The sequence below is a fragment of the Shewanella carassii genome, from assembly GCF_002777975.1.
Taxonomy (GTDB): Bacteria; Pseudomonadota; Gammaproteobacteria; order Enterobacterales; family Shewanellaceae; genus Shewanella; species Shewanella carassii.
Window position 1 is genome coordinate 101,436 of sequence record NZ_NGVS01000023.1, and the last position, 25,550, is coordinate 126,985.

The following is a 25,550-nucleotide window of genomic DNA, read 5'->3' on the forward strand; positions in this document are numbered from 1 at the left end:
TTATCCCCTGGCTCGAATACTGGTCTGTTGATAGGACTTGGCGATGGTTCTGAGAATATTCTCGGCATCCATCAAACGTGACTCACCGATAAATTTAAAGGTGGAGTTGGATTTCACCTTGGTGATGCCGTTTTGAGTCTGTGCCTTGCTCGTTGGTGCCAGTTTACCCTGGCGTAGATGATAATATTCAGCATTCAGCGTCAGGCAGCTGCGAATGCTGCGCCGTCCCTTGTACTTGATCTTGGTTTTGACTTTGCCTCGGGCGTTGCGACGGGTGCGTTTACGACGACAGATAACATCATCCACCCGCAGTTGCAGCTCATTGCCGTCTTTGAGTTTGGCCCTGAATTGCAACAGTGGCACTTCAAAGTAGGCCAGTTGGGTATTTTTCTCAGGCTTTTCGGTTCGGGCCGGCTTACGCTTGTGTATGGAGTCGAGATCCAGTTTCAGCTGCACGCTGTTGGTCTCCATCGCCAATACTTGCATTAACTTGATAAGGCCGGTGCGCACATTGTCGTTGACGTCCATATTGTTGCAGCTGTGAAGCAGTAATATCGAGGCCAGGGTCAACCCTACCAGGGTATACACCACCAGGTGAGGCACGGGCAGGAATATGCTGACAACAGTGAAACCTATCAACCAATTGCGGCTGCGGCGAAACTGGCGTCTCAATGGGCTGCCCATACGATCCAATCGGGTCAGGCGCTTGAGAAACAGTAACCAGTGCTGGGTCGAATGGGTCGCATCCAACTTCTTGGTGCGGATAAATTCCTGCTCCGCCGGGGTTAACTGCTTGAACACTTTGCGCATTCGCCAGTAGTGAAGCGGGGCGTTAAAAGGGTTTATGGCTGTTTCCATATCGTTTCCTTGACATTAAACAGGTGCTATTAAACGGCTAGCGATTAAGCGCTAGCTTGCATGGGGCCTTGGCTCAGCTGGTGATACAAGTCGCTGAGCTGAGCGCAGATCTGTTGCCATTGGAACTGCTCTGTCACCCTTTGTTGGCCCTTGAGTCCCAAATCTTTGGCCTTGGCCGGTTGACTGAGCAGTTCAATACAGGCTCTGGCGAGCTCGGAGGGCCTGGAGGGGGGAACCAAGAGCCCATGTACTTCATGGGTTACTAGTTCACGAATGACCGGTAGATCCGAGGCGATAACTGCGGTGCCACAAGCCATGGATTCGAGTACTTTCAAAGGGCAGCATCCCTGAAGCATGTTGCGCCTGCAGGGCGTGAGCGGCGCCAAAGACGCGCTCGCGGCCTGAATTTTTTGCCTGAGACTGGCTTGGTCCAGCCCGAAATGCAGCGAAACACAATCTTCCAGTTCCATGGACTTGAGCCAGGCCTTTACCTGCCGGGCCTGGCGATTTTCAAGAGAAAGGCAGAGATCCAGCTCGACCTCCAACTGCTGACGCACCAAGGCAAAAGCTATGAGCAGATCCTTAAGCCCCTGCCAGCGCTGGGCGGCACCAAAATAGATGAGCCTGGGCAGACTCGCATCCTGTGCTTGCCTCAATGGTTCGGCAGGCGGCAACTCGGCGCCGTTTGGCAGATAGACTACTGGAGTAGTAGTGCGTTTTTCAAGGCCCGCAGCCGTGAGCTTTGATGGGGTCACAATCAGATCGGCACCATCCAGGCAACGCTGCTCCCAGGCGCTGATTTTGGCCAGGGTTTTTCGCGGCAGCGACAGGTGAATAGGCAGCTCTATGCTGGGCAGGGCATTGACCTCATAAACGAGCTTGAGCGCTGGATTGTCCTTGCGATGATCCAGTAAAGGCACCCCCGCCCAGGGGTCGCGAAACTGCGCCAATGTCAGGGTATCGCGATTTTGCCTGAGCAGCGCCCCAAGCTGATTGGCATAGTCCAGCGCCTTGGCAAGTACGTTATTGCCCGAGCCTGGGTTTAGCTGGTGCCTGACGATACTGACCTCACTGCTTGCCTCGCTGGGATTGCTGCCGAGTGACAGGGTTTCCTGCTGCCAGGAAGGCATCTGGGGATCACCTTGTAGATAGAGCATTCCAGGGGACTGGAAGGCAAACAGGGTTGACGCCATATAACGTATATGGGTCGACGCGCCTTTGGGCAGAGGGTAGCGATCAAAAGCGCAATAAAGACTTTTGAATGAATAACTTGAGTCTGATTTCATAAGTCCGGCAGAGTACCGGAGTCAGGCAGGATTTACAACGAAAAAACGCTTGTTTGACTGTAGGAGATTTGCCATTGACGGCGTTTTTGCGCTTGTGTCAGGCCAAATGTTTAACCCGCAGCAGCGGCATGTCGGCACCTTCGCTGGAGAGGTCCAAGTCCAGATCTTCCGTAGGCACACAGCAGCAGGGCAGGCATTCATCCGCCTTTAACTCGGCCAATGGCGTGGTCAGGTAAGTGACCGAGCCACTGCGCACCCGGGTCTTGCAGGCGCCGCAAAACCCGCTGCGGCACTCGGAAAAAATGCTCACCTTACGGGCTTCGAGCGCTGCCAGGAGAGTCCTGTGTTCTGTGGTATACAGCAGCAAGGGCTCTCCGCGCAGCAGCACGATAGGGGCTTTGTTAAAGGTCAAAGTCGGAGAACTCATCGTCATCGACAGCCGAATCTATCTGGCCGACCAAATAGGATGATACTTCCACTTCCTGAGGCGCGACCTGTACGGCATCGCTCTCCAGCCAGTTTTTCATCCAGGGCAGGGGATCGCTCTGCTCACTGTATGGTGCGCCCAGGTTAACCGCCTTCATTCTCTGATTGGTAATGAACTCCACATATTGGCAGAGAATGGTTTCGTTCAGGCCTATCATGGAGCCATCCTTGAACAGGTACTTGGCCCAGGCCTTTTCCTGCTCGGCGGCGCGCAGGAACAGATCGTAAGCTTCCTGCTGGCACTCTTTGGCGATTTCACCCATCTCAGGGTCATCTTTGCCACCCTGCATCAGGTTGATAATGTGTTGGGTTGAGTTCAGGTGCAAAGCTTCATCGCGGGCGATCAGGCGAATGATCTTGGCGTTGCCTTCCATCAATTTGCGCTCGGCAAAGGCAAAGGAGCAGGCGAAGCTGACGTAAAAACGTATCGCTTCGAGCGCATTGACCGACATCATGCACAGATAGAGGGCTTTTTTGATGGTGCGGGTAGTGACTTCTAGCGTGCGACCGTTAACGTCGAACTTGCCTTCACCATGCAGGTGATACAGCTGGGTCAGCTCGATAAGGCGGTCATAATACTCTGCAATATCGCCGGCGCGCTTGAGGATCTCCTCATTGACCACTATGTCATCGAATACCACGGATGGGTCGTTGACAATATTGCGGATGATATGAGTGTAGGAACGGCTGTGAATGGTCTCGGAGAAGGACCAGGTTTCAATCCAGGTTTCCAGCTCGGGCAGGGACACCAGCGGCAGGAAAGCCACATTGGGGCTGCGGCCCTGAATCGAGTCCAACAGGGTTTGGTACTTGAGGTTGGAGAGGAAGATATGCTTTTCATGATCCGGCAGGGCGCCAAAATCGATTTTGTCGCGGCTGACATCCACTTCTTCCGGGCGCCAGAAGAAAGACAACTGCTTTTCGATCAGTTTCTCGAATACTTCGTACTTCTGTTGATCGTAACGGGCCACGTTAACCGCTTGACCGAGAAACATAGGTTCGCGGGTGGCATCGTTGGGGGTTTGACAAAAAATTGAATAAGCCATGATCTACTCTTTCCAAACAACGGGGCCACCTGGGCCCCGAACTTGTTACTTAATCCTGCTTAAATCTTGCAGGCGCCGCCGGCACAACCGTCGTCTTCCTTCTCGATGCTGGTAATGTCATCGAATTTGTCGGAAGCACCGTCCCGGGTGTTGTGGTAGTAAAGGGTTTTGACCCCGAGTTTGTAGGCGGTCAACAGATCCTTGAGCAGCAGCTTCATCGGAACCTTGTTACTTTCAAACTTGGATGGGTCATAGTTGGTGTTGGCCGAAATCGCCTGATCGACAAACTTCTGCATAATACCCACCAACTGCAGGTAACCGTCGTTGCCGGGCATCTGCCACAGCAGCTCGTACTTGTCCTTGAGCTCATCAAAATCGGGCACCACTTGCTTGAGCTGGCCATCTTTACTGGCCTTGACGCTGATAAGGCCGCGTGGAGGCTCAATACCATTGGTGGCGTTGGAGATCTGCGAAGAGGTCTCGGATGGCATCAGTGCCGACAGAGTCGAGTTACGCAGGCCATGCTGCTTGATATCGTGACGCAGGGCATCCCAATCTAGGTGCAGCGGCTCATCACAAATCTTGTCCAGATCCCGCTTGTAGGTATCTACCGGCATGATCCCCTGAGAATAAGTGGTCTCATGGAACAGCGGGCAGGCACCCAGCTCTTTGGCCAGATTCATCGAGGCCTTGAGCAGGTAGTACTGTATGGCTTCAAATGTTCTGTGGGTCAGGCCGTTGGCGCTGCCGTCAGAGTATTTCACGCCGTTCTTGGCCAGATAGTTGGCGAAGTTGATGACCCCGATCCCCAGAGTGCGGCGGTTCATCGATGCCGTTTTGGCTGCAGGAATTGGGTAGTCCTGGTAGTCCAGCAGGTTATCCAGGGCGCGCACGGCCAAATCGGCAAGGCCTTCCAGTTCGCCCAAGTCGTTTATCGCACCCAGGTTCAGCGCCGACAGAGTACAAAGGGCGATTTCGCCATTGGGATCGTCAATATTGTTCAGAGGCTTGGTTGGCAGGGCAATCTCAAGGCACAGGTTGGATTGACGCACTGGGGCCACTTCGGCGTTGAAGGGGCTGTGGGTGTTACAGTGATCCACGTTCTGTACATAGATACGGCCGGTGGAAGCACGCTCCTGCATCATCAGCGAGAAGAGCTCGACCGCTTTTAGGGTCTTCTTGCGAATGCTCGGGTCCTGTTCATATTGTTCATACAGGCGCTCGAATTCGTCCTGATCGGCAAAGAAGGCGTCATACAGGCCGGGAACGTCCGATGGGCTGAACAGAGTGATATTTTGCCCCTTGATCATCCGCTGATACATCAGCTTGTTGATCTGAACGCCATAGTCCAGGTGACGGATACGGTTGTCTTCAACACCACGGTTGTTTTTCAGTACCAGCAGCGATTCAACTTCCAGGTGCCAGATAGGGTAGAACAGGGTTGCAGCACCGCCGCGAACGCCGCCTTGGGAGCAGGATTTCACCGCAGTCTGGAAATACTTGTAAAAAGGCAAACAACCTGTGTGGAAGGCTTCGCCGCCACGAATCGGGCTGCCAAGGGCGCGAATACGGCCGGCATTCACACCGATACCGGCTCTCTGGCTGACATATTTGACGATGGATGAGGCCGTGGCATTGATAGAATCCAGGCTGTCGTCACACTCGATCAGCACGCAAGAGCTGAACTGACGGGTCGGCGTACGCACACCGGACATGATAGGCGTCGGCAAAGAGATCTTGAAGGTAGAAACCGCATCATAGAAGTCTTTGACATACTGCAGCCGGGTTTCCTTCGGATAACGGGCAAACAGGCAAGCGGCTACCAGAATGTAGAGGAACTGGGCACTTTCGTAGACTTCATGAGTCACACGGTTTTGTACCAGATACTTGCCTTCCAGCTGTTTGACGGCGGCATAGGAGAAGTTCATGTCGCGCCAGTGGTCGATATAGCTGTCGAGTACATCCAGTTCTTCACGGCTGTAGTCTTCCAACAGATGCTTGTCGTACTTGCCCATGGCAACCAACTTGCTGACATGATCAGCCAGTTTTGGCGGTTCAAACTGACCAAAGGCCTTCTTACGCAAATGAAAAATAGCAAGGCGAGCTGCCAGGAACTGATAGTCCGGAGAGTCGGGAGAGATCAGGTCGGCGGCGGCCTTGATAATGGTTTCATGGATGGCTTCTGTGGGAATACCATCATAAAACTGCAGATGAGAACGTAACTCTACCTCGGAGACCGAGACGTTGTTTAATCCTTTGGCTGCCCAGGTGATAACACGGTGGATCTTGTCGAGATCGATAATTTCTCGTGCGCCACTGCGTTTGGTAACTGTCATAGTGCTATTCATTGAAGATAGGCCTTGGTTGTAATATCAGTGACAATGGTACGCCCGCACCATTGAACCTTTCCATGTAAAGTAAAACAATCAACCGAACAGTTAACGAAGACAGCCCGAGAGGGCTCTGTTAACTGGAAGATTTCAGTGCATGACTAGTATGTTCGATTGCGACCAATACACTAGATATGGTGTTGTTTTAGATCTTGAGTAACAAGATAGTGAGGTGAGTGAACTTTTGCAAGTCTGTGTTTTGGGCATATCTTGTGGATATCTTGAGGATATCAAAAGTCAAAGTGGCACCCCTTCTGGCGCAAACCGATGGCGAGCTCAAAAAATCGGCAAACGTGAGCAAAGTGAGCGACTGCCAAAATAAACGTCAATCTGTGATCTTTGTCGGCTTGCTATCATGGTGTCGCTTGTGGTGCAAGGGCTTTTTTGAGGCCGATTATTCCAAAGGATTATGGGGAAAGTGAACGAGTGACTTACCACAATGGCAGCGACATCACTGCCTGTGGATGATTTAACTGCCAATCGGCACCCCATTCCGCCGGTTTATCCTCGGCAGCCAGATATCCCCATAGGGCGATGGCAGAGGGCATATTGACCGCCTGCGCCGCGACTATGTCGCGCTCGGCATCGCCAAGATAGAGAATACGTTCGGGAGCGCAGTTAAGTTGCTGAGCCCCCAATAACATAGGAGCAGGGTGGGGCTTACGATAGAGGGTGGTATCGGCACTGACCACAGCATCAAAGCGTTTAAGCAGCCCGATGCGCTCTAATAAGGGGCGGGTAAAACGCGCCGGTTTATTGGTGACAATCCCGAGCGGCAAGGCTCTTGATAGGGCACTGTCCAGCAAGGCTTCTATGCCTTCAAACAAACAGGCTTTTTGGCCGTTGACCTCATCATATTCCCTGAGCATCGCTTGCCGGATATGCTCCTGCTCCTCTGCTGAGGCTTGGGGCACGGCGGCTTGCACCATGGCAAGCGAGCCGTGAGAGGCCAGAGTACGCAGAAGTTTACGCTTATCCTCTATCGAGACGCCATGGGATGCCAGCGCCAAGGCCAGCGCTTCGGTCAGGTCCTCGGCGGTATCCACCAGAGTCCCATCCAAGTCGAACAGAATCCCTTGAAACGGCAGCTTAGGCGTCATGGCATCAGTCCTGGCGTTGGCAGGCAATCATGTAGTTAACTTCAACGCTCTTGGTGTAACTGAATACGCCACTCAAGGGGTTGTATTTTATGCCCAGCGCGTCACGGCACAACAGTTCGGTGTGTTCCGCCATGGCGATCAACTCGGACGGACGGATAAATTTGCTGTGATCGTGGGTACCGGCAGGTAGCATTTTTAGCACATACTCGGCACCGAGTATGGTTTGTACCCAAGACATGATGTTGCGGTTAATGGTGGAGAAGAATACCCAACCTCCGGGCTTGACCATATCGCAACAAGCCTGGATCACAGATTGCGGATCCGGTACATGCTCGAGCATCTCCATACAGGTAACTGTATCGTAATGTCCCTGATGATTCTGGGCATGCACTTCGGCGGTTTCCTGCAGGTAGTCTATGCTGACGCCTGCTTCGAGTGCATGCAGCCTGGCGACTTCCAACGGCTCAAAGCCCATATCGAGGCCGGTGACCTTAGCGCCGATGCGGGCCATGCTCTCTGACAAAATGCCACCGCCGCAGCCGACATCCAGTACCAGCTTGTCAAAGATACCGCCGGATTGGGCGTCTATATAATTAAGGCGCAGAGGGTTGAGTTCATGCAGCGGTTTGAATTCACCGGCAGGATCCCACCAACTGGCGGCCATACTTTCAAACTTGGCGATTTCCTGAGGGTCGACATTGGGTAGAGATGACATATTCGGACCTGAAACAGCAATAATAAAGTGAACCTATTATAACCATATAACTTACGCGCAAGGGCAGCATAAAATGGTGCCTCAATGTGATCGCTCTCGGCAAAGATTAGAGATCGCGCAAAATATAGGCAAGATTCGGTTTTTGATGATAAAAACAGCAGCAGAATCCACACCCAGGACAGTGATCTTTGGCCCTGCTCGCGACTTGTATCATGCCCTTGGCCTTTTTGGCTGCAAAGGCGGCTTTAAGGACTTCCGACATTAAATAACTGTGTTAGAATGCCAAATCACGTTTGTTGGGCTCGACAATGACACGGATTACAAGTTGTCAGCTAATTTAAGGGGATCGAGCAGTTTATGACTGATCTGGCTTTATCAATTTCGCCAATAAATATTGAAGACGAACTAAAGAACTCCTATCTGGATTACGCCATGAGCGTTATCGTCGGGCGGGCATTGCCAGACGTACGCGATGGCCTCAAGCCGGTACATCGCCGCGTACTCTTTGCGATGAACGAGCTGAAAAACGATTGGAACAAACCCTATAAGAAGTCGGCACGTGTTGTCGGTGACGTGATAGGTAAGTATCACCCTCATGGTGACAGCGCCGTGTACGACACCATAGTGCGTATGGCACAGCCTTTCTCGCTGCGTTACACCCTGGTGGATGGCCAAGGTAACTTCGGCTCTATCGATGGCGATGCCGCGGCGGCCATGCGTTATACCGAAATTCGTATGGAAAAGCTGGCGCATCAACTGCTGGCTGACCTTGAGAAAGAAACCGTCGATTATGTCCCCAACTACGACGGCACCGAAATGATCCCGGCCGTGTTGCCGACCCGGATCCCCAACCTGCTGGTCAACGGCTCCTCCGGTATTGCGGTGGGTATGGCCACCAATATTCCGCCGCACAACCTGACCGAAGTGGTTAAAGGCTGTTTGGCACTTATCGAAGAACCTGAGCTGTCTATCGAACAGCTGATGGATTATATCCCGGGCCCGGATTTCCCGACTGCCGCCATTATCAATGGCAAGAAGGGCATAGAGGAAGCGTACCGTACCGGCCGCGGTAAGGCGATTATGCGCGCCCGTGCCGAGGTGGAAACCGAAGACAATGGCCGCGAGCGGATCATTGTTACCGAGATTCCATACCAGGTGAACAAGGCTCGTCTGATTGAAAAGATTGCCGAGCTGGTAAAAGACAAGAAAATTGAAGGCATCAGCGGCCTGCGCGATGAGTCTGATAAGGACGGTATGCGCATCGTCGTTGAGGTTAAGCGCGGCGAAGTGGCCGAGGTGGTGCTCAACAACCTCTATGCCCAGACCCAGATGCAAACCTCTTTTGGTATCAACATGGTGGCCCTGACCAATGGTCAGCCTAAGTTGTTTAACCTTAAAGAGATGCTGGAAGCCTTTATTCTGCACCGCCGTGAAGTGGTGACCCGCAGAACCGTGTTTGAACTGCGTAAAGCCCGCGAACGCGCGCATATTCTGGAAGCCCTGGCTATCGCCCTGGCCAACATCGACCCTGTGATTGCGCTGATCAAGGCCTCGCCAACACCCGCAGAAGCCAAGGTTAAACTGGTGGAAACCGGTTGGCAGCTCGGCAACGTGCAGGGCATGTTGGAAAAAGCCGGTGATGACGCCGCCCGCCCTGAATGGTTGGAGCCGGAGTTTGGTATTCGCGATGGTCTCTACTATCTGACTGAGCAGCAAGCCCAGGCTATCCTCGAGCTGCGTCTGCACCGTCTGACCGGTCTTGAGCACGAGAAGATCCTCCAGGAATATGAAGAGCTGCTGGAGTTGATTGCTGGATTGCTGCATATCCTCAGAAGTCCAGAGCGTCTGATGGAAGTGATCAAAGAAGAGCTGGAAGAAGTGCTCGAGCAATATGGTGACGAACGTCGCACCGAGATCAATGCTTCAGCCGTGGATATCAGCCTCGAAGACCTTATTTGCGAAGAAGATGTGGTAGTAACCCTGTCGCACTTGGGTTATGCCAAGTATCAGCCTCTGAGCGATTACCAAGCGCAGCGCCGCGGCGGTAAGGGCAAAGCGGCTACCAAGGTTAAAGACGAAGATTTCGTTGAGAAACTGTTGGTCGCCAATACCCACGACACCATTTTGTGCTTCTCCGACTTCGGCAAGCTCTACTGGCTCAAGGTTTATCAGTTGCCGCTGGCCAGCCGTCAGTCGCGCGGTAAACCTATTGTGAACCTGCTGCCATTGTCTGAGGGCGAGCACATTACGGCGATTCTGCCGGTTCGTGAATACGAAGCCGACAAGTATGTCATCATGGCGACTTCCCACGGTACAGTGAAGAAGACATCGCTTATCGAGTACAGCCGCCCAAGAGCCAACGGTATTATCGCCGTTAACCTGAAAGACGGTGACCAGTTGATCGGCGTTGACCTGACCGACGGCAGCAATGAAATCATGCTGTTCTCCAACGAAGGTAAGGTGGTACGCTTTAGCGAAGATCAGGTGCGCGCCATGGGCCGTACCGCTACCGGTGTTCGTGGTATCAAACTCGAAGACGGTCAGGAAGTGGTTTCACTGATAGTGCCAAAAGAAGATGGCGCCATTCTGACAGTGACAGAGAACGGTTTTGGTAAGCGTACCGAACTGAGTGAATACCCAACCAAGAGCCGTGCTACCAAGGGCGTGGTTTCCATCAAGGTCAGCGAGCGTAACGGCGCCGTAGTCGGTGCGGTTCAGGTTGGCGACAATGATGAGATCATGCTGATCAGCGACAAGGGCACACTGGTGAGAACTCCAGCGGCCGGCGTTTCCATCATAGGCCGTAATACCCAGGGCGTGACCATTATCCGCACCGCCGGTGACGAGGCCGTGGTGGGTTTACAGCGTATCGATGAAATCCAGTCTGATGAAGACGAAGTGGAATTCGATGAAAACGGCGAACCCATAGTGGCCGAAGCTGCGGCTGAGGATACTGAAGGCCAAGCGCCCGAAGCACCTGAAGCCGAGCAGGAATAACAGCATCAAGCATATCTGAGCGTCCATCTGGACGCTCTTTTTTTCAAGGAGAACAATGAAGTGAGCACGATTTATAATTTCTGTGCCGGACCAGCCATGTTGCCGGCCGCGGTAATGCAAAAAGCCCAGCAGGAATTACTGGACTGGCAGGGGCACGGTGTCTCCGTCATGGAGATCAGTCACCGCAGTCAGGCCTTTATCGATCTCACCAAGGCAGCCGAATCCAGATTACGCTCGTTGATGAATATTCCCGAAGATTATCATGTACTGTTTATGCATGGCGGTGGTCGCGGTCAGTTCTCGGCTGTCGTGAATAATTTTTTGGGCAATAACGGCAGAGCCCTGTATTTGGAGAGCGGTCAGTGGTCAAGATCGGCCACGGCAGAGGCCAGAAAGCTGGCCGGAGATGACAGAATTGATAGCCAAAGCGTTGTTGAAAAGAGCAATGGACTCAATAAAGTAACCTTACCTAAGCTGGAAGGTGATAGTGGTAAATATCGTTATGTGCACTATTGCCCCAACGAGACGGTAGATGGCATCGAAATTTTTGAAGAGTTGGAGTCCCCCTGGCCAATAGTCGCGGATATGTCATCCACTATCATGTCCCGTGAAATCGATGTCAGTCGTTACGGGCTCATTTATGCCGGGGCGCAAAAAAATATCGGCCCTTCCGGTTTGGCCATAGTGATAGTGCGTAAAGAGATGCTGGCTTTGCCGGCCATGCCACAGTCGTCCATCATGGATTATCGCTTGGCGGCCGAAAACGATTCCATGTTTAACACTCCCCCTACTTTTGCCTGGTATCTGGCCGCCGAAGTGTTTGAGTGGCTGCACCGGGTGGGCGGTATCGAGGCGATGGCAGAGCTTAACAAGGCCAAGGCCGAACTGCTATACGCCTGTATCGATGAATTGGACTTTTACCGCAATGGTGTGGCGGTGCAAAACCGCTCGCGGATGAATGTGACTTTCCAATTGGCCGATGAGTCGCTCAATGGTGAGTTCCTGAAAGAGGCGGAGGCCGCAGGTTTGGTAGCTCTTAAGGGGCACAGAATTGTCGGCGGGATGCGCGCCAGTATTTATAACGCCATGCCTTTGGCCGGCGTTGAGGCCCTGGTTGCCTTTATGAAAGCGTTTGCGGCCAAGCACAGCAGCTGAACCCCGGCGAAAATCGCTTTATTGCAACAAATCCCATAAAAAAGCGAATGCCTCGGCATTCGCTTTTTTCATCTCACTCTCCAATTTTAACCTTGCAACACCTTGGCGATAGACTTGGCAAGGTAATCGACATTGCTATCGCTTATCCCGGCGATACTGATCCGGCTTGAATCCACCATATAGATACCGAACTCCTGCTTAAGTTGTTCAACCTGCTCTGGCGACACCCCAAGGAAGGAGAACATCCCTTTCTGGCGGGCGATAAAGCTGAAGTCCTGCTCGACGCCTATCGCCTTTAAACGCTCAACCAGGATGGCACGGTTACCGTTTATCCTGTCACGCATCACCTTGAGTTCATCCAGCCACTGCTGCTTGAGCTGATTGTCGCCGAGAATGGTTTCCACCAACGCGGCTCCATGTGCCGGCGGCATGGAGTAGAGGCAACGTACTACGTAAAGCAGTACCGACAAGGCTACATCGGCTGCAGCACTGCTGTTGGCTATGATGCTGCAGGCGCCGATACGTTCGCGATAAAGGCCAAAATTCTTTGAGCAGGAGGAGCAGAGCAACATGTTTTCCACGGCGGCCGCCATCTTGCGAACGCCGTAGGCATCTTCCTCGACACCGTCACCAAAGCCCTGGTAAGCCATATCGATTAGCGGGGTAAAGCCGCGTTTGACGGCCACTTGTACCACTTGGTCCCACTGCTCAGTGCTGAGATCCTGGCCCGATGGGTTGTGACAACAGGCATGTAGCAGCACCACATCGTTTTCACCAAGGGTGTTGAGTTTGGCGAGCATTTCATCAAACTTCAGCGCCTTGGTGGCGTAGTCATAGTAAGGGTAACGCTCAACCTTGAGACCGGTCGCTTCAAAAAGTCCGGTGTGATTGGCCCAGGTCGGATCGCTGACCCAAACGGTTGCGCCTGGGCGACAACGTTTAATAAAGTCAGCTGCGACCCGCAGCGCGCCGGTGCCGCCGGGAGTGGATACGCTGCGAATGCGTCCGGCGCTCAGGGTAGGGTGCTGCTCACCGAATGCCAGCTCGGCAATGAGCCGATTGAAATCACTGCTACCGGCGGGGCCGATATACACCTTGGTGGTTTCTGTAGCGGTGCGGCGCTGCTCGGCGGTTTTAACGCAGTCGAGGATGGGAGTATTTCCCAAGATGTCTTTATAGACACCAACGCCCAAATCAATTTTTTCACCGCGAGGATCGTCGCGATATTGGCTGAGCAGCCCAAGAATGGGATCGGCTGGCATCGCCTTGAGTGTGCTGAACATAGGGTTCCCTGGATTGAATACTTGTTGAAGAGGATTAGCATAACGGCATTTAGGCTATTTGTTAACGGCTGGTGAGGTTGCAGCAAGCGATAGCCTGAGTGGTGCAACTGGCAAGCTGGGCTTCCAGGGTGTAAAGCTCAGTTCCAGGAAAGCAGAGTCGTATCTGTGAGTCACGTCTTCGAAAGTCAATCGGACAGCAAAGAGCTTATTTAGCGCTGCTTGAATAATTTTCCGCTGAAATCGGCTTTTTTCAGCAAAAAACGGTTGAATCCCTGTGGCGCTCAGGTAACTTTAATGCCACGAACACTTAATTCAGGCCTATCAGCACTCGCTGTATCTAATCTTTTGTCTTGATTTACCGATTTTATCCCATAATCGGTGACAAGGTCTTTTAACCCGCTTTGGCGGTACGTGGCGTGACGCTGCAACTCCGTCAAACACAGATGCAAGAATCCAAAAAAGATGAAGCAATTGCGACTGGATCCCATAAGTAAAATGCATGGGGAGGTCAACATCCCCGGCTCCAAGAGTATCTCCAACCGGGCGCTGCTATTGGCAACCCTGGCCAAGGGCACCACAGAACTGACCAATCTGCTCGACTCAGATGATATTCGCCACATGTTGGCAGCGCTCAAACAGCTCGGCGTGCAATTTGAGCTTTCCGAAGACAAGCGCCGCTGCAGCGTGCAGGGCCTTGGCGGCGTAATCAACAGCAACAAGCTGCAAGAGCTGTTTCTCGGTAATGCCGGCACAGCGATGCGGCCCTTGTGCGCCGCGCTGACCCTGGGGAACGGTGAGTTTGTTCTCACGGGTGAACCCAGAATGGAGGAGCGGCCGATAGGAGATCTGGTCGACAGCCTCAAGGCGTTGGGCGCGGATATTCAATATCTGAAGCATTCCGGCTTCCCGCCATTAAAAATCAAGGCAACGGGACTCAGTGGTGGGGATGTGGAAATTGCCGGTAATCTCTCCAGCCAGTTTCTTACCGCGCTCCTGATGGTTGCGCCGCTGGCCGGTGCCGCTGTCAATATCAAGGTCAAGGGTGAACTGGTTTCCAAGCCCTATATCGATATTACTTTGGCCTTGATGGCGCAATTTGGTATCAAGGTTATCAACCACGACTATCAGCGTTTTGAGATCCCATCCGGTCAAAGCTATCTGTCACCGGGCAAGGTATTGGTGGAAGGCGATGCCTCATCGGCGTCTTATTTCCTGGCCGCAGGTGCCATCGCCGGCGGCGAGGTGAAAGTCACTGGGGTTGGCCGTCTCAGCATTCAGGGCGATGTCAAGTTTGCCGATGCGCTGGCCGCCATGGGCGCCGAGATTGAATGGGGAGATGACTTTATTATTGTCAGAGGCAGCCAGCTCAAGGGGATAGATATGGATATGAACCATATTCCCGACGCAGCAATGACCATAGCCACCGCCGCGGTTTTTGCCAAAGGGCCGACCCGCCTCAGTAATATCTACAACTGGCGTATCAAGGAGACAGATCGTCTCAGCGCCATGGCCACAGAGCTGCGGAAAATTGGTGCCGAGGTGGAAGAGGGCGAGGATTATATTTCGGTAAATCCACCAGTTACGCCCACGCATGCCGCTATCGACACCTATAACGACCACCGCATGGCCATGTGTTTTTCGCTGCTGGCGTTTGCCGATTGCGGCGTCACCATCAATGACCCGGATTGCACCTCAAAAACCTTCCCGGATTACTTCCAACGCTTTGCGGCCTTGGCCGGTTAAGCGGCTGAATTTCGGGCTGTTGACAGCAGCGGCTCGAAATTGGCCTTGAATTCAGCATACGGAAAGCATGCAGTTGATATATACTATTGGCCGCTCATTTTCGGTGAACTCATACTGTGTCCTCATGGAAGATGACAATTACTGCGGAGGAATTTATGTCTGAACGGGCGCCTGTTGTCACAATTGACGGCCCAAGCGGTGCGGGAAAAGGCACTATAAGTCAGTTGCTTGCCAACAAACTTGGATGGAAGTTACTCGATAGCGGTGCCATATATCGAGTGTTGGCACTCGCCGCTATCCACCACGATGTTGAATTGGATAACGAAGAAGCCATCACCCTGTTGGCCGCACATCTGGATGTACAGTTTCTGGCGGGAGCCGGAAGTGAAGCCATAAAAGTGGTGCTGGAAGGCGAAGATGTCAGTCAGGCCATTCGCTCGCAGGAGTGTTCCGACGCGGCCTCAAGAGTGGCGGCGTTTCCCCGGGTGAGAGAAGCCTTACTCAGAAGGCAGCGTGCTTTCAGAGTTGCTCCCGGACTTATAGCCGATGGCCGGGATATGGGAACCGTTGTTTTCCCACATGCACCGGCAAAATTGTTTTTGACTGCCTCGGCTGAAGAAAGGGCCCAGCGGCGCTATAATCAGTTGCAGGACAAGGGCTTCGATGTTAACATCGAGCGTCTTTTAACCGAGATCCAGGAAAGAGATCACCGGGATATGAATCGCGCCGTTGCGCCTTTGGTGCCCGCTGAAGATGCCTTGGTGATAGATACTACTGGTCTTGGAATTGATGCTGTGCTGGAGCTGGCGCTCAGGCACATAGTCGACAAGTTATCTGACATCAGTCTCTGAGACTGGTGGGATAGGCATTCGCCACAAGGAAGAGGCGAGTTATTTTACTGACTCCACGTTCAGGATAGATACGTGGTTTATTACTTAAAGTTAATTAACATGACTGAATCTTTTGCTGATCTGTTTGAACAATCCCTTCAACAACTGGAATTCCGCCCAGGTTCTATCGTTCGTGGTACTGTAGTTGCCATCGAAAACGGTATGGTACTGGTTGACGCCGGTCTGAAATCTGAGAGCCCAATCCCAGCTGAGCAATTCAAAAACGCTCAAGGTGAACTGGAAATCGCCGTTGGCGACCAAGTTGACGTTGCGCTGGATAGCGTTGAAGACGGTTTCGGTGAGACTCAACTGTCTCGCGAGAAGGCCAAGCGCCACGAAGCCTGGATCGTTCTGGAAAAAGCTTACGAAGATGCTGAAACTGTAATCGGTGTCATCAATGGCAAGGTTAAAGGCGGTTTCACCGTTGAGCTGAACGGTATCCGTGCGTTCCTGCCTGGTTCTCTGGTTGACGTTCGCCCAGTACGCGATACTGCTCACCTGGAAAACAAAGAACTGGAATTCAAAGTTATCAAGCTGGACCAGAAGCGCAACAACGTTGTTGTTTCTCGTCGTGCTGTTATCGAATCTGAAAGCAGCGCTGAGCGTGATGCTCTGCTGGAAAACCTGCAAGAAGGTCAAGCAGTTAAAGGTATCGTTAAGAACCTGACCGACTACGGTGCATTCGTAGATCTGGGCGGTGTTGACGGTCTGCTGCACATCACCGATATGGCTTGGAAGCGTGTTAAGCACCCATCTGAGATCGTAAATGTTGGTGACGAAATCAACGTCAAAGTACTGAAGTACGATCGCGAGCGCACTCGTGTATCTCTGGGTCTGAAGCAACTGGGTGAAGACCCATGGCTGGAAATCAGCAAGCGCTACCCAGAAAACACTCGTCTGACTGGTCGCGTAACCAACCTGACTGACTACGGCTGCTTCGTTGAAATCGAAGAAGGCGTTGAAGGTCTGGTACACGTTTCTGAAATGGATTGGACCAACAAGAACATCCACCCATCCAAGGTTGTTAACCTGGGTGACGAAGTTGAAGTTCTGGTTCTGGACATCGATGAAGAGCGTCGTCGTATTTCTCTGGGTCTCAAGCAGTGCAAGACCAACCCATGGGAAGACTTCGCTAACCGTTATGCCAAGGGCGACAAAGTTACCGGTAAGATCAAGTCTATCACTGACTTCGGTATCTTCATCGGTCTGGACGGCGGTATCGACGGTCTGGTTCACCTGTCTGACATCTCTTGGAACGGTAGCGGCGAAGATGCTGTTGGCGAGTACAAGAAAGGCGACGAAATCACTGCAGTGGTTCTGTCTGTTGATCCAGAGCGTGAGCGTATCAGCCTGGGTGTTAAGCAGACTGAAGACGATCCATTCAACGCCTACCTGGCCGACAAGAAGAAAGGTACTATCGTAGTTGGTACTGTTACTGCTGTTGACGCCAAAGGTGTGACTGTTGAGCTGGCTGACACTGTTGAAGGTTACATCCGTGTATCTGACATCAGCCGTGACCGTGTTGAAGATGCATCAAGCGTCTACAATGTAGGTGACAGCGTTGAAGCCAAGTTCATGGGCGTAGATCGCAAGAACCGTGCAATCAGCCTGTCTGTACGTGCTAAAGACGAAGCTGAAGAAAAAGAAGTGATGGCTAACCTGAACAAGCAGGACGACGCTATCATGACTAATGCAATGGCTGAAGCGTTTAAGGCAGCTCGTAAGTAAGTGCCTGTAGTACAGGGGGCTTGCCCCCTGTTAGGTGACTGTGTTTGGCTTGATAATAGGGGTAGCTAGGATGACTAAATCCGAACTGATCGAAAAACTCGCCAGTGGGCAGTCGCAACTGTCGGCGAAGGAAGTCGAAAGTGCAATCAAAGAGATGTTGGAGCAAATGGCAAAGACATTGGAAAGCGGTGATCGTATAGAGATCCGTGGCTTTGGCAGCTTTTCACTTCATTATCGTGCACCTCGCACTGGTCGTAATCCCAAGACGGGAACATCAGTGGAGTTGGATGGCAAGTACGTCCCGCACTTTAAGCCAGGCAAAGAACTGCGCGAACGCGTTGACGCATATAGCCGTTAATCGCTGTTGTATTAAAAGCCTCCGAAAGGGGGCTTTTTTATGCCTGGAGCTTGGCTAAAGCTGGTCAGCCCAGTCAAATTACTGGATAATCAGAACATTGAAACGCGTTTATGGAGTGCAACGTGAAGTCATTTGTCGCAACCGTACTGGTGGCAATGCTGTTTGTAGTGGCACTGGTATTTGGCTCCCGCAATGAACAGTTAGTCACCATCAGTTATTTTGTGGCACAGGGAGAGTTCCGCTTACCTGTGGTGCTGGCCGTGGTATTTCTGGCAGGCTTTATTCTTAGCTGGATCATCGCCTTCTACTACATTATGAAGCTGAAACTTTCATTGCGTAATGCCCGCAAGAAAATCCAGACTTTAACTCAGCAGCAGGGGCAAGACGCCTAGTATGCTCGAACTTCTCTTTCTGTTGTTGCCAATTGCTGCGGCTTACGGTTGGTACATGGGCCGTCGCAGTTTGAGGCAGAAACAGAATTCAGCACAAAAGAAACTGAGCCGAGATTACTTTACCGGGCTTAACTTTCTGCTCTCCAATGAGTCGGACAAGGCGGTTGATCTCTTTATCAGCATGCTGGATGTCGATGATGAAACCATAGACACACATCTGTCGTTGGGTTCCTTGTTTCGCAAACGGGGTGAGGTAGACAGATCCATTCGTATTCACCAAAACCTGATAGCCCGCCCCAATCTCGCCACCGAGCAAAGAGACATGGCGATGATGGAGTTGGGCAAGGACTATATGGCCGCCGGGTTCTACGATAGAGCCGAGGAGATTTTCCTTAACCTGGTCAGTCAAGACGATCACAGCGAAGAAGCTGAAACCCAACTGATCTCCATTTACCAAATTACCAAAGAGTGGCAAAAAGCGATTGATATCACCAAGCGCTTGCCACGTAAACGCCAGCAGGGTCTTAAACCCGTCATCGCCCATTTCTACTGTCAATTGGCCGAAGAGTCTGGCGACGAAGCAGGAAAACTCAAGGGCTTTCAAGCCGCGCTCAAGCAAGACTCTCAATGTGGCCGCGCCTTGTTGTCACTGGCCAACGCTTACCTGGATGCTGGGCAATTGCCTCAGGCCAAACAGATGCTCAATCAACTGATTGACGCCGATGCCGAGCTTTTCGCCGATGCGCTTGTCTGCGCGCGTCAACTCTATCGGGAACTCAATGATATTGAAGGTTATCGAGAACTGTTAACACATGCGATAGACAAGGGCGCGGGTGCGTCGGTTGTGGTGGCATTGGCGCAACGCATGATAGAAGACGGCGATATCAAAGGTGCCGAAGACATGGTGATGGAAGCTCTCTATCGTCACCCAACTATGCGTGGTTTCCAACATTTGATGCAGATGCATATAAAACAAGCTGAACAGGGCCAAGCCCGCGATAGCCTGGCGATGTTGGAAAAACTGGTAGAGCAACAAATTAGATTCCGTCCAAGCTACCGTTGCCGGGAATGTGGATTCCCGGCACATACTTTGTATTGGCACTGCCCATCTTGCAAAAACTGGGGCAGTATCAAACGGGTACGCGGCTTGGACGGAGAATAACCCTCAGATAACGGAGTAAAAATGACAGAGACACCTATTGTGGTCGCCTTGGACTTTGATAATAAATTCAAAGCATTGCAGCTTATTGATAAGTTGGATCCGTCTATGTGCCGCCTTAAGGTAGGCAAAGAGATGTTTACCCTGTTCGGGCCTCAACTGGTGAAAGAGATCCATGACCGTGGGTTTGATCTGTTTCTGGACCTGAAGTTTCACGACATTCCCAACACAGTGGCCAAGGCGGTTGCTGCCGCCGCCGAAATGGGGGTGTGGATGGTGAACGTTCACGCCAGTGGCGGTCTCGCCATGATGGAGGCTGCCCGCCGGGCACTGTTGCCTTACGGAGATAACGCCCCCTTGTTGATAGCCGTTACTGTGCTGACCTCAATGAGCGACGATGAACTCAAGCTTATTGGTGTTGAAGGCAGTGCTGAAGATCAGGTTCTCAGGCTGGCGCGCCTGACGCAAACAGCCGGTCTCGATGGTGTGGTCTGCTCGGCCCGTGAGTCCAGTATGCTCAAGGCCGAACTTGGCGCCGATTTCAAACTGGTGACTCCAGGTATTCGTCCGGCGGGCAGTGATGCCGGCGATCAAAAACGCATCATGACCCCGGCCGAAGCGATGGCGGCGGGCTCAGATTATCTGGTGATAGGTCGCCCCATTACTCAAGCGTCCGATCCTTTGGCGACACTGCAGGCGATACATCAATCGCTAGCATAAACTTGTGACATACCGGCGACTCGCAGTATGGACCGGAATAACGAATGAACAGTGGATAGGAGAGAAGCTCAATGTTCGATTATCAGGGTAAGTATGTAGTGGTCGTCGGGGGTACCAGCGGCATTAACCTCTGTATCGCCAAGGCGTTTGCAGTTGCCGGTGCCCATGTGGCGGTTGCCAGCCGTAACCCGGAAAAAGTGGCAGCCGCGGTGGCGTTATTGAATGAAGCCAATCCGCAAGGTCAACATCTGGGCCTGAGCTTCGATGTCAGGGATTTGCCGGCACTAGAGCAAGGCTTTGCCGTCTTGGCCCAGAGTTTCCCGTATATCGATGTGCTTGTCAGTGGCGCCGCCGGCAATTTCCCCGCCAGCGCTGCCAAGCTCAGTGCCAACGGTTTTAAATCTGTCATGGATATCGATTTGCTGGGCAGTTTTCAGGTGTTGAAGCAAGCCTATCCTATGCTTAAGCGCCCTGGCGCCAGCATTATTCAAATTTCGGCGCCGCAGGCGTATATTGCCATGCCGATGCAGATCCACGTTTGCGCCGCCAAGGCGGGCGTCGATATGTTGACCCGCACTCTGGCTTTGGAATGGGGGCCTGAAGGCATACGGATAAACTCCTTGGTACCCGGGCCGATTGCCGGTACCGAAGGGTTTAATCGCTTGGCGCCGTCGGCGCAGTTGCAGCAACAGGTGGCCGAGAGTGTGCCGTTAAAACGCAACGGTGAGGGCGAAGACTTGGCCAATGCTGCACTCTTTATGGCATCGCCAATGGCTTCCTATATTACCGGAACCATATTACCGGTTGACGGAGGTTGGTCGCTTGGCGGTGCCAGTGCGGCCATGAGTCAACTCGGGGCACTGGCGGCAAAGCAAGAATCAAGTAAGTAGCAAGAGAGAGATTATAAAATGGCAAACGCATTACAGGAACAGTTGCTCAAGGCGGGTCTCGCCAGCAAGCAAAAAGTTCGCGATGTCAAAACCCAAAAGAAACGTAACCGCAAGTCCAATATTGATGACGGCTCTGCTGAGCTGAAGGCGCAGATCGCTCAGCAGAAAAAGCAGCAGGCAGAAAAGGACAAGGCGCTCAATGAGCAACGCTTTGCCGAAGCCACAGAGAAAGGTCTGGTCCGTGGCTTGGTCACCGAAGTTAAGCAAAATGCGGTGGCGTTGCCGAAAGATGGCGAGATCAAGTTCAACTATACCCTGGAGAACAAGATATACCCCTTGTATATCAATGAAAAACTTCAGAGTCAGTTACTCGGTGGCCGCTTGGGGATAGTGCGAATTGAGCAAAGCAGCTATCTGGTGCCCCATAAACTCGCCGAGCGGGTCAATTTGTTGGTACCCGAATGGTGTGGTTATTTGTGGCAAGCCGAGAACAATGCCGAGCAAGTGTCGGAAGAGGATGACCCTTACGCAGATTATGTTATCCCCGATGATCTCATGTGGTAATTGCTGTTTTCGTTAACAGTATAAGGCCCGCCCAGTTTGGCGGGCTTTATTATTTTAAGATTGCAGGGCAGATATGGAGTAATAAAACCGCAATCAATAATTCTGGCTCAAGTCTATGATGGCACCGCCCTTGGGGCTGAACAGTTGTTGATGCAGCCTGGCGGCAAACTCATCTGTCATTCCCGAGATATAGTCTGCTATCACTCTGTGGCTGTTTTCCCCCTTGCAGTTGGCCTGTTGCCAGCGTGATTGGGTATTGTGGGGCAGGAGCCTCAGAGGATCCGAGGCAAAGGCTTCAAACAGCTCCATTACTATCTGCTGCCCCTTGTACTCCAGCATCTGGATCTCGGGCTTACGTACCACATGTTTAAGGACAAACTGTTTCAATAGCTCCAATAACTCGGCAAAGGCCGGCTCCAACTTGGCATTGAATCTCAGCAAGGGTTCGGCAAAGTCCGGGGTCTGGTCGATTCTGATGGCGGTGACCAGCGCATTCACCAAGGTTCCTATGGCATCCTTGCGCAAGTGATGTTTGCGGGAAAACAGCTTGAGCTCAATATTCCCGAGCTGGCTTTGGATCCATTCATCTTCAATGGCTTGCAGCGGGGCACGCATATCCTCTTGCCAATTCGCGCCAGTGACAATTCCCATCACTATGGCATCTTCGAGATCGTGCACCGCATAGGCGATATCATCGGCGAGCTCCATAATGGTGCAGTCGAATGACTTGTAGCGGGTGCGATGGTGCAGCCCTTCGCCCGGGCTATAGTGGCTGAGAAAGCCTTGCTTGTCTTTACTATCCAGCGGCTCAAGCACCCAATCGAGGATAGCTTCATCATCATCGAAAATCCCTTTGACCGGCGGCCATTGGCTCGGCCTTAACTGACGATAGTGACTCAGTTCCGGCTGGGGTCTATCGATTCTCAGCGTACGTACCGGCGCTGGGTATTTGAGTACACCGAGCAGGGTACGCCGGGTTAGGTTCATGCCAAAGTGTTCGGTATAGGGTTCGAGCCGGGTAAGAATTCTGAAGGTCTGGCCATTGCCTTCAAAGCCGCCGTGCTCACGCATCATGTAGTTGAGCGCCACCTCACCGCCATGGCCATAGGGTGGGTGGCCGATATCGTGGGCGAGACACAGGGCTTCGAGCAGACTCATGGAATCGAGCAAAAAGGCCATTTCGGGATAGCGCTGCTTCAACTGGGCGGCAATGCCCGTGCCTATTTGCGAGACTTCCAGTGAGTGAGTCAGGCGGGTGCGGTAAAAGTCGTTCATGCCCACCCCAAGTACCTGAGTCTTGGCCTGCAAGCGCCGAAAAGCGGCAGAGTGCAGAATTCTGGCTCTGTCTCTCTGATAGGGACTGCGATTATCGTCGCGGCGCTGACTGTTATTGGGCTCGCGCCTGGCTTGCCAGTGGGCTTGGCTCATAATCTCTCCTGCTAGAGCAGTTGATTGATCTCATCCAGATCCAGGGTGAAACTGGGAATAAAATGCTCGCGAAAATACGCCACTGCCGGGTCTGGGTTGGCATCCAGCATGGTTTCGAGTCGCTTGCGGGCACTATTGAACTCGTTGTTGCCTGCACGCTTTTCTTCGAGACACTTGAGATAGGCGCACAGAGTATCGGCGGACTTGACCAACTTGCGATGGCTGAGCTCGGCGCTATCACTGATAAACAGCGAGCGGTAATCGTCACGAAACTCTTCGGGCACCATCTCCAGCAGCCTGGCTTCGGCTATGGCTTCAATCTTCTTGTATTCGGCTTCTATCTCGGCATTGAAGTATTTGACCGGAGTGGGCAGATCGCCGGTAAGAATTTCGCCGGCATCGTGAAAGATGGCCAGGGTCGCGGCGCGATCCGGCGAATATTGGCCATTGAATTTACGGTTACTGATGATGGCCAGCGCATGGGCCACCATGGCGACCTGCAATGAGTGTTCCTGCACATTCTCGGTGCGGACGTTATACATCAAGGGCCAACGCTGAATTAACTTCATCCTGGCCAGGTGGGCAAAAAGGTGACTCATACAACTTCCCTAAGTTTTTTGCGCGTTTCCCTTACTTTACCTCAGTGGTTAAAGGCTGTCAGTGCCGGACGGGGATAAAAAAGCCGCCTCGATGGGCGGCTGGCATTGTGTTATTGGCGGTAGTTCTCGAGGAAGTCACCGAAGGCGAGCAGGGCCCGCTGTAAGTCTTCCTTATGAGGCAGGAACACCACTCGCAGGTGATCCGGCTCCGGCCAATTAAAGGCGGTACCCTGTACCAAGAGAATTTTCTTCTCTTTTAGTAGATCCAGCACCAGGCGCTCATCGTCCCTGAGGCCGAAACGCTTGCTGTCGAGACGGGGAAATGCATACATGGCGCCCTTGGGTTTCACCACACTCACGCCGGGAATTTGATTGAGCAGCTCATAACAGATATCCCGCTGCTGGGTCAGGCGACCATCGATGGCGGTAAGCTCATTGATACTCTGATAACCGCCCAACGCGGTTTGAATCGCATGCTGATTGGGCACATTGGCGCAAAGGCGCATAGAGGAGAGCATCTCCAGCCCCTCAATATAGCTGTGCGCTGCTTTGAGATTACCGGACAGCATCATCCAACCGACCCGGAAACCGGCGGCTCTATAGGCTTTGGAAAGGCCATTAAACGTCACGGTGAGAATATCGTCCGACAGACTACAGGCCGGGATATGCACAGCGCCATCGTAAAGAATTTTGTCATAGATCTCATCGGCAAACAGTATGATGGAGTGTTGCCGGCACAGTTCAACAATCTCCAACAACAGCTCGCGACTGTATACGGCACCGGTTGGATTGTTGGGGTTGATGATCACTATACCTCGGGTTCTTGGGCCAATCTTGCTCTTGATATCCTCAAGATCGGGAAACCAGTCGGCCGCTTCATCGCAGCGATAGTGGCGCGCCTTGCCGCCGGCCAGGTTAACCGCTGCGGTCCACAGTGGATAGTCAGGGGAGGGAACCAACACCTCATCGTCGGTATTGAGTAGCCCCTGCATGGCCATCACTATCAATTCGGAAACACCATTACCTATATAGATATCTTCAATATCGACACCGAAGATCCCTTGGGACTGGTAATGCTGAACTATCGCCTTGCGGGCAGAGAACAAACCTTTGGATTCACAATACCCTTGGGCCGATGGCAGGTTGAGGATAACGTCACGAACTATCTCTTCCGGAGCTTCAAAGCCAAAGGGAGCCGGGTTACCTATATTGAGCTTAAGAATACGATGGCCTTCATCCTCCAACCGACGGGCTTCCTTGTGCACCGGCCCTCGAATATCGTAACAAACACTGTCGAGCTTATTGGATTTGATGATTGGCCGCATTACTACCTCGAAACTGGCTGATATGAAAGAGTTTAACCATCGGCACAATACCTAATTTCAAGCGGCTTATAAAGGGGAATAAGTCCCTATTTCTATTTTTTATCAGAACTTTCATCTTTTAAATGCAAAAAAACACCTCGCAAAAAAGATGATGAAACTGAATTACGCTTCAATATTGGAGTTAAAAACTGTTTAAAGGTGTAAACGCTAGTAGTTGTCACAATACAGTTTCGGCAATATTTGAAATAAAAAGGCAGTTTAACTGAATGCTTATATGTCAGTCATGACAAACGGGCGTAAAATGTGCATATAAAAGCTATTGAATCATATGGAATTTTTTCAATAATTGCCTGCAAGGTCAAAATTTGCACTGACTGACTCAATTTATGGTTGACTCATATCCAGTTGCGCATTATTTTCTGCGCGATGTTTTTAGCA

General features: G+C 52.2%; 22 protein-coding genes. 11 read left to right on the forward strand and 11 right to left on the reverse strand.

Features of this window, described 5'->3' with window-relative positions; genetic code table 11:
* The 7 genes from CBE72_RS11385 to ubiG all read right to left on the reverse strand — a co-directional run bounded on the left by CBE72_RS11385 (position 1) and on the right by ubiG (position 7,881).
* Entirely contained in the window at positions 1-858 is an 858-nt protein-coding gene (locus CBE72_RS11385; protein ID WP_100143619.1) for a hypothetical protein, read from the reverse strand.
* A 44-nt stretch (positions 859-902) separates the two neighbouring features.
* Positions 903-2,144, reverse strand: coding sequence for a glycosyltransferase family 4 protein (locus CBE72_RS11390; RefSeq protein WP_100143620.1), 1,242 nt, complete (start codon positions 2,142-2,144; stop codon positions 903-905).
* A gap of 97 nt (positions 2,145-2,241) precedes the next feature.
* Positions 2,242-2,577: a class I ribonucleotide reductase maintenance protein YfaE gene (yfaE, locus tag CBE72_RS11395; RefSeq protein ID WP_071475569.1), complete on the reverse strand. Its 336-nt coding sequence runs from the start codon at positions 2,575-2,577 to the stop codon at positions 2,242-2,244.
* Positions 2,546-3,676, reverse strand: coding sequence for a class Ia ribonucleoside-diphosphate reductase subunit beta (gene nrdB / locus CBE72_RS11400; protein ID WP_025010421.1), 1,131 nt, complete (start codon positions 3,674-3,676; stop codon positions 2,546-2,548). Before nrdB ends, yfaE begins: the two co-directional genes overlap by 32 nt.
* Before the next feature lie 59 nt (positions 3,677-3,735).
* Entirely contained in the window at positions 3,736-6,024 is a 2,289-nt protein-coding gene (nrdA, locus tag CBE72_RS11405; protein ID WP_100143622.1) for a class 1a ribonucleoside-diphosphate reductase subunit alpha, read from the reverse strand.
* Between the two features lie 473 nt (positions 6,025-6,497).
* Positions 6,498-7,166, reverse strand: a complete 669-nt coding sequence (locus tag CBE72_RS11415) for an HAD family hydrolase (protein WP_100143890.1) — start codon at positions 7,164-7,166, stop codon at positions 6,498-6,500.
* Between the two features lie 4 nt (positions 7,167-7,170).
* Complete coding sequence (gene ubiG, locus CBE72_RS11420) at positions 7,171-7,881, reverse strand: bifunctional 2-polyprenyl-6-hydroxyphenol methylase/3-demethylubiquinol 3-O-methyltransferase UbiG (protein WP_100143624.1); 711 nt, start codon at positions 7,879-7,881, stop codon at positions 7,171-7,173.
* Between the two features lie 357 nt (positions 7,882-8,238).
* On the opposite strand from ubiG, the gene gyrA reads away from it, so the two are divergent.
* Together gyrA and serC are read left to right on the forward strand one after the other, a co-directional pair.
* A complete protein-coding gene (gene gyrA / locus CBE72_RS11425) occupies positions 8,239-10,878 on the forward strand; it encodes a DNA topoisomerase (ATP-hydrolyzing) subunit A (protein ID WP_044734507.1) in 2,640 nt (879 codons plus the stop codon).
* Between the two features lie 60 nt (positions 10,879-10,938).
* The gene (gene serC / locus CBE72_RS11430; protein WP_100143625.1) at positions 10,939-12,033 is read left to right on the forward strand and encodes a 3-phosphoserine/phosphohydroxythreonine transaminase; all 1,095 of its coding nucleotides are present in this window, start codon (positions 10,939-10,941) and stop codon (positions 12,031-12,033) included.
* Between the two features lie 86 nt (positions 12,034-12,119).
* Here serC and CBE72_RS11435 read toward each other — a convergent pair whose 3' ends face one another.
* Positions 12,120-13,316 (reverse strand): amino acid aminotransferase, encoded by a 1,197-nt coding sequence (locus CBE72_RS11435; RefSeq protein ID WP_100143626.1) that lies wholly within the window; start codon positions 13,314-13,316, stop codon positions 12,120-12,122.
* A 462-nt stretch (positions 13,317-13,778) separates the two neighbouring features.
* On the opposite strand from CBE72_RS11435, the gene aroA reads away from it, so the two are divergent.
* From aroA to CBE72_RS11480, 9 genes are all read left to right on the forward strand, one after another.
* A complete protein-coding gene (gene aroA / locus CBE72_RS11440; RefSeq protein ID WP_100143627.1) occupies positions 13,779-15,059 on the forward strand; it encodes a 3-phosphoshikimate 1-carboxyvinyltransferase in 1,281 nt (426 codons plus the stop codon).
* A 155-nt stretch (positions 15,060-15,214) separates the two neighbouring features.
* Positions 15,215-15,910: a (d)CMP kinase gene (gene cmk, locus CBE72_RS11445; protein WP_100143892.1), complete on the forward strand. Its 696-nt coding sequence runs from the start codon at positions 15,215-15,217 to the stop codon at positions 15,908-15,910.
* Between the two features lie 99 nt (positions 15,911-16,009).
* A complete protein-coding gene (gene rpsA / locus CBE72_RS11450) occupies positions 16,010-17,677 on the forward strand; it encodes a 30S ribosomal protein S1 (protein ID WP_025010414.1) in 1,668 nt (555 codons plus the stop codon).
* 70 nt (positions 17,678-17,747) lie between these two features.
* On the forward strand, positions 17,748-18,035 hold the full coding sequence (gene ihfB / locus CBE72_RS11455) for an integration host factor subunit beta (RefSeq protein ID WP_100143628.1): 288 nt from the start codon (positions 17,748-17,750) through the stop codon (positions 18,033-18,035).
* Positions 18,036-18,157: 122 nt separating this feature from the next.
* Complete coding sequence (locus tag CBE72_RS11460; protein ID WP_025010412.1) at positions 18,158-18,427, forward strand: LapA family protein; 270 nt, start codon at positions 18,158-18,160, stop codon at positions 18,425-18,427.
* A 1-nt stretch (position 18,428) separates the two neighbouring features.
* Positions 18,429-19,589, forward strand: coding sequence for a lipopolysaccharide assembly protein LapB (gene lapB / locus CBE72_RS11465; protein WP_100143629.1), 1,161 nt, complete (start codon positions 18,429-18,431; stop codon positions 19,587-19,589).
* A gap of 21 nt (positions 19,590-19,610) precedes the next feature.
* Positions 19,611-20,306 carry an orotidine-5'-phosphate decarboxylase gene (gene pyrF / locus CBE72_RS11470; RefSeq protein WP_100143630.1) on the forward strand — a complete coding sequence of 232 codons (696 nt, stop codon included), beginning with the start codon at positions 19,611-19,613 and terminating at the stop codon, positions 20,304-20,306.
* 71 nt (positions 20,307-20,377) lie between these two features.
* The gene (locus CBE72_RS11475; protein ID WP_100143631.1) at positions 20,378-21,196 is read left to right on the forward strand and encodes an SDR family oxidoreductase; all 819 of its coding nucleotides are present in this window, start codon (positions 20,378-20,380) and stop codon (positions 21,194-21,196) included.
* Between the two features lie 18 nt (positions 21,197-21,214).
* The gene (locus CBE72_RS11480; RefSeq protein ID WP_100143632.1) at positions 21,215-21,760 is read left to right on the forward strand and encodes a DUF2058 domain-containing protein; all 546 of its coding nucleotides are present in this window, start codon (positions 21,215-21,217) and stop codon (positions 21,758-21,760) included.
* A gap of 93 nt (positions 21,761-21,853) precedes the next feature.
* On the opposite strand, the gene CBE72_RS11485 is transcribed toward CBE72_RS11480, so the two are convergent.
* The 3 genes from CBE72_RS11485 to CBE72_RS11495 form a co-directional block, all read right to left on the reverse strand.
* Positions 21,854-23,188 (reverse strand): anti-phage deoxyguanosine triphosphatase, encoded by a 1,335-nt coding sequence (locus tag CBE72_RS11485; protein ID WP_100143633.1) that lies wholly within the window; start codon positions 23,186-23,188, stop codon positions 21,854-21,856.
* Between the two features lie 11 nt (positions 23,189-23,199).
* A complete protein-coding gene (gene yfbR / locus CBE72_RS11490) occupies positions 23,200-23,787 on the reverse strand; it encodes a 5'-deoxynucleotidase (RefSeq protein ID WP_096141777.1) in 588 nt (195 codons plus the stop codon).
* A 110-nt stretch (positions 23,788-23,897) separates the two neighbouring features.
* Positions 23,898-25,112, reverse strand: a complete 1,215-nt coding sequence (locus CBE72_RS11495) for a pyridoxal phosphate-dependent aminotransferase (protein WP_100143634.1) — start codon at positions 25,110-25,112, stop codon at positions 23,898-23,900.
* Positions 25,113-25,550: the final 438 nt, after the last annotated feature.